The organism is Streptomyces sp. NPDC096205 (genome assembly GCF_044763135.1).
Classification (GTDB): Bacteria; Actinomycetota; Actinomycetes; order Streptomycetales; family Streptomycetaceae; genus Streptomyces.
In genome coordinates this window covers 1516920-1530735 of the sequence record NZ_JBIWFS010000001.1, presented here as the reverse complement: position 1 = coordinate 1530735, position 13816 = coordinate 1516920, and the positions used below count along the sequence as shown (strand labels likewise).

General features: G+C 69.6%; 5 protein-coding genes, 1 tRNA gene and 1 rRNA gene. 6 read left to right on the top strand and 1 reads right to left on the bottom strand.

Features of this window, described 5'->3' with window-relative positions; translation table 11 throughout:
* The first annotated feature begins 56 nt into the window (after positions 1-56).
* From rrf to ACIQ6Y_RS06390, 3 genes are all read left to right on the top strand, one after another.
* A 5S ribosomal RNA gene (gene rrf / locus ACIQ6Y_RS06400) occupies positions 57-173 on the top strand.
* 114 nt (positions 174-287) lie between these two features.
* Entirely contained in the window at positions 288-950 is a 663-nt protein-coding gene (locus ACIQ6Y_RS06395) for a DegT/DnrJ/EryC1/StrS family aminotransferase (RefSeq protein ID WP_404033737.1), read from the top strand.
* A gap of 88 nt (positions 951-1038) precedes the next feature.
* A tRNA-Thr gene (locus ACIQ6Y_RS06390) sits at positions 1039-1111 on the top strand.
* A gap of 73 nt (positions 1112-1184) precedes the next feature.
* Here the strand turns inward: ACIQ6Y_RS06390 and ACIQ6Y_RS06385 are convergent.
* Positions 1185-3935, bottom strand: a complete 2751-nt coding sequence (locus tag ACIQ6Y_RS06385) for a SpoIIE family protein phosphatase (protein WP_404033617.1) — start codon at positions 3933-3935, stop codon at positions 1185-1187.
* A gap of 380 nt (positions 3936-4315) precedes the next feature.
* Here ACIQ6Y_RS06385 and ACIQ6Y_RS06380 point away from each other — a divergent pair, with 380 nt between their 5' ends.
* From ACIQ6Y_RS06380 to ACIQ6Y_RS06370, 3 genes are all read left to right on the top strand, one after another.
* Positions 4316-9754, top strand: coding sequence for a HAMP domain-containing protein (locus tag ACIQ6Y_RS06380; protein WP_404033615.1), 5439 nt, complete (start codon positions 4316-4318; stop codon positions 9752-9754).
* A 298-nt stretch (positions 9755-10052) separates the two neighbouring features.
* Positions 10053-10736 carry a two-component system response regulator gene (locus ACIQ6Y_RS06375; RefSeq protein ID WP_404033613.1) on the top strand — a complete coding sequence of 228 codons (684 nt, stop codon included), beginning with the start codon at positions 10053-10055 and terminating at the stop codon, positions 10734-10736.
* 117 nt (positions 10737-10853) lie between these two features.
* Positions 10854-13598, top strand: coding sequence for a DNA translocase FtsK (locus ACIQ6Y_RS06370; RefSeq protein WP_404033611.1), 2745 nt, complete (start codon positions 10854-10856; stop codon positions 13596-13598).
* The last annotated feature ends 218 nt before the right edge of the window (positions 13599-13816 follow it).

Sequence of the window (13816 nt, the reverse complement as noted above, 5' to 3'; positions counted from 1 at the left end):
ACCACGAACAACCCCACGTTGTCACAGGCGTGGTGCGGTTGACAGTTTCATAGTGTTTCGGTGGTCATAGCGTAGGGGAAACGCCCGGTTACATTTCGAACCCGGAAGCTAAGCCTTACAGCGCCGATGGTACTGCAGGGGGGACCCTGTGGGAGAGTAGGACGCCGCCGAACAATCATTGATAAGGGTTGGGCCTGGAACTTCGGTTCCGGGCCCAACCCTTTTTTGTTTTGCGTCACTTGACGTTCACGTTGGGCGCCCAGCATCCAAGCATGAGTACTGCTGCGATGCTCAGGGCCGCCGGTGTCGGACTCGGTGACGAGGTGATCGTGCCGGCCTTCGGGGACGTCGAGGTCGCCGAGGCCGTGACACTGGCCGGCGGGCTGCCGGTGTTCGCCGACATAGATCCGGGCACGTACTGCCTGGACCCGGTGGCTGTCGCCGCCGCGGTGACCGGGCGGACGGCGGCTGTTGTGGCCGTCCACCGGTTCGGCCGGCCCGCTGATGTGCCGAGGCTGCTCGAAGTGGGCCGTCGGCATGGGCTGCTGGTGCTCCAGGAGGGCGAGTCCGAGGAGCCGTACGACGAGATCGCGCAGCGCAGGCAGCGGGCCGCGTTCCTCGACGAGCGGTTGAAGGGTGTGACCACCCCCGAGGCGACCGTGGGGCACACCTATCAGCAGTACGTCGTGCGGGTGCCGGGGAACGGGCGGCCCGATCGGGACGCCTTCGCACGAGCCCTGCGGGCCAGGGGAGTCGACTGCCGGGTGCCGGTGAAGACGCCTGTGCACCGGCTGCCCGAATTCCGGCGATGCGTGTCCCTGCCGGAGACCGAGCGGGCCGCCGACGAGACGTTGGCGCTGCCTGTGGACGCGTCGTTGACGAAGCGGGACATGCAGCGGATCGTGGCTGCCTGCAATGCGCTCGGGGGACTGCTGCAGCCGGCGCTCTGACGGCCCTCTGAACGAGTTTGGGAATACGGGTTCGTTCGGGGTATGATCTATTCAGTTGCTGCGGGGGAAACCCCGAGAAAAGCGACCGGCCCCTATAGCTCAGTCGGCAGAGCGTCTCCATGGTAAGGAGAAGGTCAACGGTTCGATTCCGTTTGGGGGCTCCGAACAAAAAGAACCCCGCCCTTTCGGGCGGGGTTCTTTTTGTATGTCCCCCGGCGGGCCGGGGGAGTTGGCTCAGGCGTTGTGCAGACCCGGGACGCGCATGGCCAGGATCGCCATGTCGTCGGACGGGGCGTCCGAGGCGAAGCGTTCCACGGCGCGCATGATGCGGGCGGCGACCGCGCCGGCCGTGAGGCCCGTGCAGGTCGTCAGGACGTCGGCGAGGCCGTCGTCGCCCAGCATGCGGGTGCCCTCGCGGCGTTCCGTGACGCCGTCGGTGACGCAGAGGAGAACGTCGCCCGGGTCGAGCGTGACCGTCTGCTCGTAGAGCTCCAGATCCTCCAGGACACCCAGCAGCGGCTGGGGTTCGGCCGCGGCCTCGACCGTGCCGTCCTGGCGCAGCCGGAGCGGGAGCGGGTGCCCGGCGCAGACGACCTTCAGCTCCGCGCTGCCGTCGGGCTGCGGGCGCAGCTCGCCGTACAGGAGGGTCAGGAAGCGGCTGCGGGCTCCCTCGTCGAGGATGGCGGAGTTGAGGCGCTCCAGGACCGCGGGTCCGCTGAGGCCCTCGCGGGCGAGGAGGCGCAGGGCGTGCCGGGCGAGGCCCGTGACGGCCGCCGCGTTGGGTCCCGTACCGCAGACGTCTCCGATGGCGAAGCCGTAGGCGCCGTCGCTGATGGGGAAGACGTCGTAGAAGTCACCGCCGACCTCGTTGCCCTCGCCGGCCGCGCGGTAGATGACCTCGACCTCGACGCCGTCGATGGTGGGCAGTTCCGGGGGCAGGAGGCTGCGCTGGAGGGACTGGCTGATGGCGGTGCGCTCGGAGTAGAGGCGGGCGTTGTCCAGGGCGAGGGCGGCCCGGCGCGAGAGGTCCTCCGCCAACTCCAGGATCTCCTGGCGGAAATGCTCGTCGGTGGGCTTGCCGAGGGTCAGCATGCCGATGACGCGGTTGCGGGCGACCAGGGGCAGGACGACGGTCTCACCGCCGACCGCGCCCGCGGTGGCGAGGGTGGTGCCGATGCCGGAGCTGACGGTGGCCGGTTCGCCGCGGCCGAGGCTGCGCATGGAGGTGCGCAGGGCGGCCTGGTGGGCGACTTCGGCGGGGGCCGTCCAGACGCGGGCGCCCGGGGTGGGGACCGGGTCGGGCGGGGCGATCTTCGAGAGCAACGACTTGATGCCGTCGATGAGTTCCTCGTCCTCGTGTAGGACGTACGACAGATACGGCTCGGAGGCCTGGTCGGCGATCGTGTAGACGGCGCACCAGGTGGCCAGGGTGGGGACCGTCATCTGGGCCATCAGGGCCAGGGTCTGGTCGCGGTCGAGGGTGCCGGCCAGGAGGTCGGAGGCCTCGACGAGGAAACTCAAGGAGCCGCGGCGCAGGCGTTCCAGTTCGCCCAGGCGGGCCGACTCCACGGCGAGGGCGATGCGGTCGGCCGCGAACTGCAGGCGCAGGGCCTCTTCGTTGCTGTAGCGGCCCGGTGCCTCGGCGGCGACGCCGAGCGAGCCGGTGAGGCGGCCCTCGACCTTCAGCGGCACGGTGACGACCGAGCGCATGCCGGTGCCGTTCAGCAGGGGCACGGCTCCGGGGACGGCGGTGAGGTCGTCGTGCACGGCGGGCATACGGGCGGAGCCGTAGCGGCCGGGGCCGGCCTCGACGGGCACGCGGGCGAAGCGCTGGCGGGCGGAGGGCAGGCCGGTGGAGGCGCGGACCTCCAGCTCCGTCTCGTCGTCGGTGGCCAGGAGCAGGAACGCGGAGTCGGCGTCGAGCATGTCGCGGGCGCGTTCCACCGTGCGCTGCAGGAGGCCGTCGAGGTCGTCGGGTGCGGGGGAGCCGATGAACACCTCGAACGGGTCGGTGTTCTTGCCCTCGCCGGAGCCGCCGCTGTCGGAGGTGTTGACGCGCAACGGGGTCTGCAGCACCGCGCGTTCGTGGTCGCGCACCAGGAGGCAGACGGTGGAGGGGTCGCCGCCGGTGTCGCGGACGCGCAGGTGGGAGGCGTAGACGGGGACGACCCGGCCGGCCGCGTCGCGGATGCCGTAGCTGCCTTCCCAGCGGGAGAGCTGGAGTGCCTCGGCGACGCCGGTGCCGGTGCCCGGGGTGTGCGGCCAGGCGGCGAGGTCGGTGAGGGGTTTGCCGGTGACCTGGTCGGCGGGGTAGCCGAACAGTTCCTCGGCGTCCTCGTTCCAGGCGGAGATGGCGCCGCTGCGGTCGATCTGGACGACGGCGACCCGGATGCGGCCGTCGGCGATGGGCAGCAGTTCGGCCGGGAGGGACGGTCCGGCGGAGCGGGTGCCGACGGCGCGTTCGGGCAGCTCCAGTTGGAACCAGACCTGCTTGTGAGTGGGCGTGTACTCCACGCCCCAGCGCCCGGCGAGGGCCGCGCAGAGCTGGAGGCCGCGGCCGCCCTCGCGGTCGGGGCTGCCCATGTTCACGGCGGCGCCCTGGAGGGGGATCTCACGTTCGGGGTAGCGGTCGGCGACCTCGATGCGTACGCCGACCTCGGTGCGCAGGCACAGGACGTCCGCCGAGGTGCCCGCGTGGACGACGGCGTTGGTCACCAGTTCGCTGGTGAGGACCACGGCGTCGTCGACGATGTCGGCGAAGCCCCAGCCCTGGAGGGTGTCGCGGACGAAGGAGCGAGCAGAGGCGACCGATCGCCCGACGGGCTCGAAGCTGGCAGCCGCGCGCGCGGTGATCACGGAACTCCTCGGCCGGTTGTCGGTGTGCTGGGCTGTCCCGTCGTCCGGGGAGCGGCGTGCCTGTGAGGGCAGACCGCTGTCCGGCCGGGGTTCCGGGGGCTGGGCTCCCGGGATCAGTCCGGTGGTCATGTGTGCGGCCGCCCCTCCGATGCCCGCTCGTGTCCGATGCCACCGCCCAGGCCGGACGGACCGGCGCGGCTGGACAGCCGCATGCAAGGTTACTTACCTTCCCCGTCCATGCGGATGCCGGTCGCCCGTGTTTTACGTCCCGAGGGTGTGCGGACGATGTGCGAAGCTGCCGAACTGTTATGGCCTGGTTCCGCCGGGGTGAAACACTGGGCAGGCTTGATGGCGAAGTCGGGGCAGGCCGAGTGGCTTGCGGGCCGGGCGGGCAGTGGTCCTTGATGGGCTGGTTCGCCGGCCGGTGACGATCGGTGACGGACGGCGATCGGAACGTCGGGCAGCATCCGAGCACAGCAGTGACGGTCGACCCCTGCGGGAGGGACACAGTGGAGTCTGGCGCAGCGACGCGGGGCACGAAAACGCGCGATCCGCGCAAGGCGCGCGGTGGGACCACCGCGGTGGACACGGCTGCCCTGAACCGGCTGCTGGCTGCTCTGGTGGCGATGCGGGACGGCAATTTCCGCAAGCGGCTCACGGTGTCCGGCGGGGACGGCGTGATGTCGGAGATCGCGGCCGTCTTCAACGAGGTGGCCGACCGGAACATGCATCTGACCGGTGAGCTGTCGCGGGTGCGGCGGATGGTGGGCCGTGAGGGCAAGCTCACCGAGCGGCTGGAGACGGGGGCCTGCGAGGGGTCCTGGTCGGCCGCGATCGACGCCTCCAACGCGCTGGTCGACGATCTCGTATACCCGGTGTCCGAGGTGGGACGGGTGCTGTCGGCGGTGGCCGAGGGGGATCTGTCGCCGCGTATGGAGCTGCGGACGCAGGCGCCGGACGGGACCGGGCATCCGCTGCGCGGGGAGTTCCTGAAGGTCGGGCGGACCGTGAACAACCTGGTCGACCAGCTGTCGACGTTCACCGACGAGGTCACGCGCGTGGCCAGTGAGGTGGGCACCGAGGGCAAGCTGGGCGGGCAGGCGCAGGTGCGCGGTATGTCGGGTTCGTGGAAGGACCTGACGGAGTCGGTCAACACGATGGCGGACCGGCTGACCGCGCAGGTGCGGGACATCGCGCTGGTGACGACGGCGGTCGCCAAGGGTGATCTGTCACGCAAGGTGACCGTGCATGTGGCCGGCGAGATGCTGGAGCTGAAGGAGACCGTCAACACGATGGTCGACCGGCTCTCGGCGTTCTCCTCGGAGGTGACGCGGGTCGCCCGTGAGGTGGGCACCGACGGCATTCTGGGCGGCCAGGCGCAGGTGCCGGGTGTGGACGGGGTGTGGAAGGAACTCACCGACTCGGTGAACACCATGGCCGGCAATCTGACGGCCCAGGTGCGCGGGATCGCCGAGGTGACCACGGCGGTCGCCAACGGTGATCTGTCACGGAAGGTGACCGTCCCGGCGCGCGGCGAGGTCGCGCAGCTCGCGGAGACGATCAACCAGATGACCGAGACGCTGCGGATCTTCGCGGACGAGGTCACGCGCGTGGCCAACGAGGTCGGCTCCGAGGGGCGGCTGGGCGGCCAGGCGAACGTGCCCGGTGCCGCGGGCACCTGGAAGGACCTCACGGACTCCGTCAACACCGTGTTCCGGAATCTGACCATTCAGGTGAGGGACATCGCGGCCGTGACGACGGCGGTGGCGAACGGCGATCTGTCGCAGAAGGTCACCGTCGACGTGGCCGGCGAGATGCTGGAGCTGAAGAACACCGTCAACGGCATGGTGGACCAGCTGTCGGCGTTCGGTTCCGAGGTGACCCGCGTGGCGCGGGAGATCGGTGTCGAGGGTGAGCTGGGTGGTCAGGCGCAGGTGCCGGGGGCCGCGGGGACGTGGAAGGACCTCACCGACAGCGTCAACACGGCGTTCCGGAATCTCACCGGACAGGTGAGGAACATCGCCCAGGTGACGACGGCGGTGGCCAACGGCGATCTGTCGCAGAAGGTCACCGTGGACGTCTCCGGCGAGATGCTCCAGCTGAAGAACACCGTGAACACGATGGTGGACCAGCTGTCGTCGTTCGCCGACCAGGTCACGCGGATGGCGCGCGAGGTCGGCACGGAGGGCCGTCTCGGCGGGCAGGCCCGGGTGGACGGCGTCTCCGGGCGGTGGAAGGAGCTGACCGACTCGGTCAACTCCATCACCGGCAATCTCACCTCGCAGGTGCGGCAGATCGCCCAGGTGACGACCGCCGTGGCGCGCGGTGACCTCTCCCAGAAGATCACCGTGGACGCGCGCGGCGAGATCCTGGAGCTGAAGAACACCATCAACACGATGGTCGACCAGCTGTCCGCCTTCGCCGACCAGGTGACCCGGGTGGCCCGCGAGGTGGGCACCGAGGGCCGGCTCGGCGGTCAGGCGCAGGTGCCGGGTGTCGCGGGTGTGTGGCGTGATCTGACCGACTCGGTGAACGGCATGGCCGGGAACCTGACGGCCCAGGTGCGCCAGATCGCCCAGGTCGCCACGGCGGTGGCCCGCGGTGACCTCTCGCAGAAGATCACGGTCGATGCGCGTGGCGAGATCCTGGAGCTGAAGAACACCCTGAACACGATGGTCGACCAGCTGTCCTCCTTCGCGGAGGAGGTCACCAGGGTCGCCCGCGAGGTGGGCACCGAGGGCCAGCTGGGCGGTCAGGCCGAGGTGCAGGGCGTCTCCGGCACCTGGAAGGACCTGACCCAGTCGGTGAACTTCATGGCGAACAACCTCACCGTGCAGGTGCGGTCCATCGCCGACGTCACCACCGCGGTCGCCAAGGGAGACCTGTCCAAGAAGATCACCGTCGACGCCAAGGGCGAGATCCTCGAACTGGTCACGACCGTCAACACGATGGTCGACCAGCTCTCCAGCTTCGCCGAGCAGGTGACCCGGGTGGCCCGTGAGGTGGGCACCGAGGGCATCCTGGGCGGCCAGGCGCACGTACCGGGTGTCACGGGCATCTGGAAGGACCTCAGCGACAACGTCAACCTGATGGCCAAGAACCTGACCATGCAGGTGCGCAACATCTCCCAGGTCGCGGTGGCGGTCGCCAACGGCGATCTGACCCGGACGGTGACGATCGAGGCGCGCGGCGAGGTCGCGCAGCTCGCGGACACCTTCAACACGATGGTGAAGACGCTGAGTTCGTTTGCCGAGCAGGTCACCAAGGTGGCCCGTGAGGTGGGCACGGACGGCATCCTGGGCGGCCAGGCGCATGTGCCGGGCGTGGCGGGCACCTGGAAGGACCTCACCGAGTCGGTGAACCAGATGGCGTCCAACCTGACCGGTCAGGTGCGCAACATCGCGATGGTCACCACGGCCATCGCGAAGGGCGATCTGACCAAGAAGATCGACATCGACGCCCGCGGCGAGATCCTCGAACTGAAGACGACGATCAACACGATGGTCGACCAGCTGTCGTCGTTCGCCGAGGAGGTCACGCGCGTGGCCCGCGAGGTGGGCACCGAGGGGCAGCTGGGCGGTCAGGCACGCGTGCGTGACGTGGACGGCACCTGGCGGGACCTGACGGAGTCCGTGAACGAGATGGCCGGGAACCTGACCCGGCAGGTGCGTGCCATCGCGCGCGTGGCGACCGCGGTGACCCGTGGTGACCTGAACCTGAAGATCGACGTGGACGCGTCCGGCGAGATCCAGGAACTGCAGGACTACATCAACAAGATGATCGCCAACCTGCGCGACACCACGATCGCCAACAAGGAGCAGGACTGGCTCAAGGGCAACCTGGCCCGTATCTCCGCGCTGATGCAGGGCCGCCGCGACCTCGACGACGTGGCCTCGCTGATCATGAGCGAGCTCACCCCGGTGGTGTCCGCGCAGCACGGGGCGTTCTTCCTGGCGATGCCGCTGGTGGACGAGCCGGACCTGGCGACCGAGAGCGAGGACCAGTACGAGCTGCGGATGCTGGGGTCGTACGGCTACTCGATGGGCTCCATGCCGACGTCGTTCCGGCCGGGTGAGGCGCTGGTGGGCACCGCGGCCCTGGAGAAGCGCACGATCCTGGTGGAGAACGCGCCCAGTGGCTATCTGAAGATCTCCTCCGGGCTGGGGGAGGCCCCGCCGGCGCAGGTGATCGTGCTGCCGGTGCTGTTCGAGGGCAAGATTCTCGGCGTGATCGAGCTGGCGTCGTTCACGCCCTTCACACAGATCCAGAAGGACTTCCTGAACCAGATCGCGGAGATGATCGCGACCAGCGTCAACACCATCTCCGTCAACACCAAGACCGAGGTGCTGCTGAAGCAGTCGCAGGAGCTGACCGAGCAACTGCGCGAGCGGTCGGCCGAGTTGGAGAACCGGCAGAAGGCGCTGCAGGCGTCCAACGCCGAACTGGAGGAGAAGGCCGAGCTGCTGGCGCGGCAGAACCGCGACATCGAGGTGAAGAACACCGAGATCGAGGAGGCGCGGCAGGTCCTGGAGGAGCGCGCCGAGCAACTGGCCGTCTCCATGCGCTACAAGAGCGAGTTCCTGGCCAACATGTCGCACGAGCTGCGCACGCCGCTGAACTCGCTGCTCATCCTGGCCAAGCTGCTCGCCGACAACGCCGAGGGCAACCTCACCCCGAAGCAGGTGGAGTTCGCCGAGACCATCCACGGGGCGGGCTCGGACCTGCTGCAGCTGATCAACGACATCCTCGACCTGTCGAAGGTCGAGGCCGGCAAGATGGACGTCTCCCCGACGCGTATCGCGCTGGTGCAGCTGGTCGACTATGTGGAGGCCACCTTCCGGCCGCTGACCGCGGAGAAGGGCCTGGACCTGTCGGTGCGGGTCTCGCCGGAGCTGCCCGCGACGCTGCACACCGACGAACAGCGGCTGCTGCAGGTGCTGCGCAATCTGCTGTCCAACGCGGTGAAGTTCACCGACTCCGGGTCGGTGGAGCTGGTGATCCGGCCGGCGGGCATCGATGTGCCGGTGGCGATCAGGGAGCAGTTGCTGGAGGCGGGCTCGCTGACCGACGCGGACGCCAAGCTGATCGCGTTCTCGGTAACGGACACCGGCATCGGGATCGCGGCGAGCAAGATGCGGGTGATCTTCGAGGCGTTCAAGCAGGCCGACGGCACCACCAGCCGCAAGTACGGCGGTACGGGCCTGGGCCTGTCGATCTCGCGGGAGATCGCCCAGCTGCTCGGCGGTGAGATCCACGCGCAGAGCGAGCCGGGCCGCGGCTCGACCTTCACGCTGTACCTGCCGCTGCACCCGGGCGAGCTGCCCCCGCACGGCTATCCGCAGGCCGCTCTGCCGCCCGGGCAGTCGGGGGCGGGGGATCACGACCTGCTGCCCGAGCCGACGATCGAGACGCCGGCGGAGGTGAAGTCGTACCACGAGACGCAGAACGGCGCCGCCGCGCTGTTCCGGCGCCGCCGCCGGGCCTCCGTGCACACGCAGGGTGACGACCTGGCCGAGCGGTGGTCCGCCGGGGAGCAGGAGCCAGCGCCGCAGCCGCGCGGCGGCATCCGGTTCTCCGGGGAGAAGGTGCTGATCGTCGACGACGACATCCGCAACGTCTTCGCGCTCACCAGCGTCCTGGAGCAGCACGGACTGTCGGTGCTGTACGCCGAGAACGGCCGCGAGGGCATCGAGGTGCTGGAGCAGCACGACGACGTGGCGGTCGTGCTGATGGACATCATGATGCCGGAGATGGACGGGTACGCGACGACGACCGCGATCCGCAGGATGCCGCAGTTCGCGGGGCTGCCGATCGTGGCGCTGACCGCGAAGGCGATGAAGGGCGACCGGGAGAAGGCGATCGAGTCGGGCGCCTCGGACTACGTGACCAAGCCGGTCGACCCCGATCATCTGCTGTCGGTGATGGAGCAGTGGATGCGGGGGGAGTGAAACGCCGGCCGGGAGACCTGGTGGGAACTCTGTGAGTTCACGCGGAGTTGCTGATTGAGGCTGCCCCACGCCGTGTAGAAGTACGGCGTGGGGGGAACCTTCTGGACTCACGCCGCGTTTCCGCTATGTGCACAGTGACATCGCGGTGACAGGGTGTGGCGACGGGCGGGGTGCGGCTACCATGACCGGCACGAGGACGGGCGGCGAAAGGGAGTCGTCCCCTGGGGCGGCATCCGCGGGTGTCACCCCGAGTCCTGAGGACAGGGGAGGCCCCACGCCGGGGCGAGGAGGGCGGGCCATGGTGCAGAAGGCCAAGATCCTCCTGGTCGATGACCGGCCGGAGAATCTGCTCGCGCTGGAGGCGATCCTCTCGGCGCTCGATCAGACACTGGTTCGGGCATCGTCCGGGGAGGAAGCGCTCAAAGCACTGCTCACGGACGACTTCGCGGTCATCCTGCTGGATGTCCAGATGCCAGGTATGGACGGCTTCGAGACGGCCGCGCACATCAAGCGCCGGGAGCGCACCCGGGACATCCCGATCATCTTCCTCACCGCGATCAACCACGGTCCGCACCACACCTTCCGTGGCTACGCGGCGGGCGCGGTCGACTACATCTCCAAGCCGTTCGACCCGTGGGTGCTGCGGGCGAAGGTGTCGGTGTTCGTCGAGCTGTACATGAAGAACTGCCAGCTGCGCGAGCAGGCGGCGCTGCTGCGACTGCAGTTGGAGGGCGGCAACAAGGGCGGTGCGGCCGTCCCCGGCAAGGAGTCGGCGGGGCTGCTGGCCGAGCTGTCGGCGCGGCTCGCGGCCGTCGAGGAGCAGGCCGAGGCGCTGTCCAAGCAGTTGGAGGGCGACTCCGCGGACGCCGCGGCGGTGGCCACGGCCGCGCATCTGGAGCGCAAACTGACGGGGCTGCGCCGGGCGCTGGACGCGCTGGAACCCGGGACGGGCGGTCCGCCGTCGCTGCCGTCGCAGAACTGACGCCCGTGACGGGCCTCTTGGCTCGGCGTCAGTTCCGTGTGTCCGCGAGGGCGACACGAACGGGTGAAGCAGCGGCCACACGTGTCCCCCGTCGCCTCCACAGGTAACCTCACACCCATGGCCTCACGTCCCTCCGCAGCCAAGAAGCAGCCCGCCAGGAAGGCGGCCGCTCCCGCGAAGGCTCCGGCGAAGAAGGCCGCTGCGAAGAAGGCTCCCGCGAAGAAGGCACCTGCCAAGAAGGCGGCGGCGAAGAAGCCGGCGCCCAAGCCAGCGCCGAGTCCGACCGGGGGCGTCTACCGGCTGGTGCGCGCACTCTGGCTCGGCCTCGCGCACGCGGTCGGCGCCGTGTTCCGCGGCATAGGGCAGGGCGCCAAGAACCTGGACCCGGCCCACCGCAAGGACGGCGTCGCCCTGCTGCTGCTCGGGCTCGCCCTGATCGTCGCCGCGGGCACCTGGTCGAACCTGCGCGGCCCCGTCGGCGACCTGGTCGAGATCATCGTGACCGGCGCCTTCGGACGGCTGGACCTGCTGGTGCCGATCCTGCTCGCGGTCATCGCCGTACGGTTCATCCGGCACCCGGAGAAGCCCGAGGCCAACGGCCGGATCGTGATCGGACTGTCGGCCCTGGTGATCGGCGTGCTCGGGCAGGTGCACATCGCCTGCGGCTCGCCCGCCCGCGAGGACGGCATGCAGGCGATAAGGGACGCCGGCGGCCTGATCGGCTGGGGCGCGGCGACCCCGCTGACGTTCGCCATGACCGAGGTGCTGGCCGTACCGCTGCTGGTCCTGCTGACGATCTTCGGCCTGCTGGTGGTGACGGCCACCCCGGTCAACGCCATCCCGCAGCGGCTGCGGCTGCTCGGTGTGAAGCTGGGCGTGCTGCAGGACCCGGAGCCGGCCGCGGACGGCGAGTACGGGGAGTACGGCGAGTACGGCGACGACGACGCGCGCTACGACGAGCAGTGGCGCGAGGCGCTGCCCGGACGCCCCCGCAGGCGCGGTCCCGCGCCCGAGGCGTACGACCCCGAGGTGGCCGAAGAGGCGGCGCTGTCGCGGCGGCGCGGGCGTCCCCGGCGCTCGGCGGTGCCGCAGCCCGCGGCGGACCGGCAGCCGGACGCCGTGGACATCGCGGCGGCGGCCGCCGCGGACCTCGACGGGGCCGTGCTGCACGGCATGCCGCCCTCGCCGATCGTCGCCGACCTCACCCAGGGCGTCCAGGTCGCCGATCGCGAGCACACCGCCACCGCGCCGACGCCCGTGCCGGGCCCGGCCTCGCGGCCCCGGAAGGCCACGTCGGACACCGGCGGCGTCCCCGACCTCACCAAGACCCCGCCGCAGGAGACCCGCGACCTGCCGCCGCGCGCCGAGCAGCTCCAGCTGTCCGGCGACATCACATACGCGCTCCCCTCGCTCGACCTCCTCACGCGCGGTGGTCCGGGCAAGGCGCGCAGCGCGGCCAACGACGCCGTCGTCGCCTCGCTGACCACCGTCTTCACCGAGTTCAAGGTCGACGCGGCCGTCACCGGCTTCACCCGCGGGCCGACGGTCACGCGCTACGAGGTGGAGCTGGGCCCGGCGGTGAAGGTCGAGCGGATCACCGCGCTGACCAAGAACATCGCGTACGCCGTCGCCAGCCCCGACGTGCGGATCATCAGCCCGATCCCCGGCAAGTCGGCGGTCGGCATCGAGATCCCGAACACCGACCGGGAGATGGTCAACCTCGGCGACGTGCTGCGGCTCGCGGAGTCCGCCGAGGACGACGACCCGATGCTGGTCGCCTTCGGCAAGGACGTCGAGGGCGGCTATGTCATGCACTCGCTGGCGAAGATGCCGCACATGCTGGTCGCGGGCGCCACCGGGTCCGGCAAGTCGTCCTGCATCAACTGCCTGATCACCTCGATCATGATGCGGGCGACCCCGGAGGATGTCCGGATGATCCTCGTCGACCCCAAGCGGGTCGAGCTGACCGCCTACGAGGGCATCCCGCACCTGATCACGCCGATCATCACCAACCCCAAGCGGGCCGCCGAGGCGCTGCAGTGGGTCGTACGCGAGATGGACCTCAGGTACGACGACCTGGCAGCGTACGGGTACCGGCACATCGACGATTTCAACAAGGCCGTGCGCGAGGGCACCGTGAAGCGGCCCGAGGGCAGTGAGCGGGAGCTGCAGCCGTATCCGTATCTGCTGGTGATCGTCGACGAGCTGGCCGACCTGATGATGGTGGCGCCCCGGGACGTCGAGGACGCGATCGTGCGCATCACGCAGCTCGCGCGGGCGGCCGGCATCCATCTGGTGCTGGCCACGCAGCGTCCCTCGGTCGACGTCGTCACCGGCCTGATCAAGGCGAACGTGCCCTCGCGGCTCGCGTTCGCCACGTCGTCCCTGGCGGATTCCCGGGTCATCCTCGACCAGCCGGGCGCCGAGAAGCTGATCGGCAAGGGCGACGGGCTGTTCCTGCCGATGGGCGCGAACAAGCCGACCCGTATGCAGGGCGCGTTCGTCACCGAGGCCGAGGTCGCGGTGGTCGTGCAGCACTGCAAGGACCAGATGGCGCCGGTCTTCCGCGACGACGTCACCGTAGGGACCAAGCAGAAGAAGGAGATCGACGAGGACATCGGCGACGACCTGGACCTGCTGTGCCAGGCGGCCGAGCTGGTCGTGTCGACGCAGTTCGGGTCGACGTCCATGCTCCAGCGCAAGCTGCGGGTGGGCTTCGCCAAGGCCGGGCGGCTGATGGACCTGATGGAGTCGCGCAACATCGTCGGGCCGAGCGAGGGGTCCAAGGCTCGTGATGTTCTTGTGAAGCCTGATGAGCTGGACGGCGTGCTGGCGGTGATCCGTGGGGAGTCTGACGGGTAGGGAAAAACAGGGCCCGCGCGGGAGGTCGTTGTGGATCCGAGACGGTGCGGATGTTCGATCGTGACTCACCCGTAAGGGATCATTGAGCAACCGTTTCCCTTCGGCGTACGTCAAGTTGAGCGAAGCGACAAAGAGGTACCCGACCATCGGCGTGACCGGCCATTCCGATGGCGTACAAAGTCCCACCGCCCGGTTGCCCCAGCCCTTTTGCACCCCCC

Bases quoted from the DNA above. Each gene is read 5' to 3' on its own strand.
- ACIQ6Y_RS06395 (WP_404033737.1), top strand. From the start codon at position 288: ATGCTCAGGGCCGCCGGTGTCGGACTCGGTGACGAGGTGATCGTGCCG.
- ACIQ6Y_RS06385 (WP_404033617.1), bottom strand. From the start codon at position 3,935: ATGACCACCGGACTGATCCCGGGAGCCCAGCCCCCGGAACCCCGGCCG.
- ACIQ6Y_RS06375 (WP_404033613.1), top strand. From the start codon at position 10,053: ATGGTGCAGAAGGCCAAGATCCTCCTGGTCGATGACCGGCCGGAGAAT.
- ACIQ6Y_RS06370 (WP_404033611.1), top strand. From the start codon at position 10,854: ATGGCCTCACGTCCCTCCGCAGCCAAGAAGCAGCCCGCCAGGAAGGCG.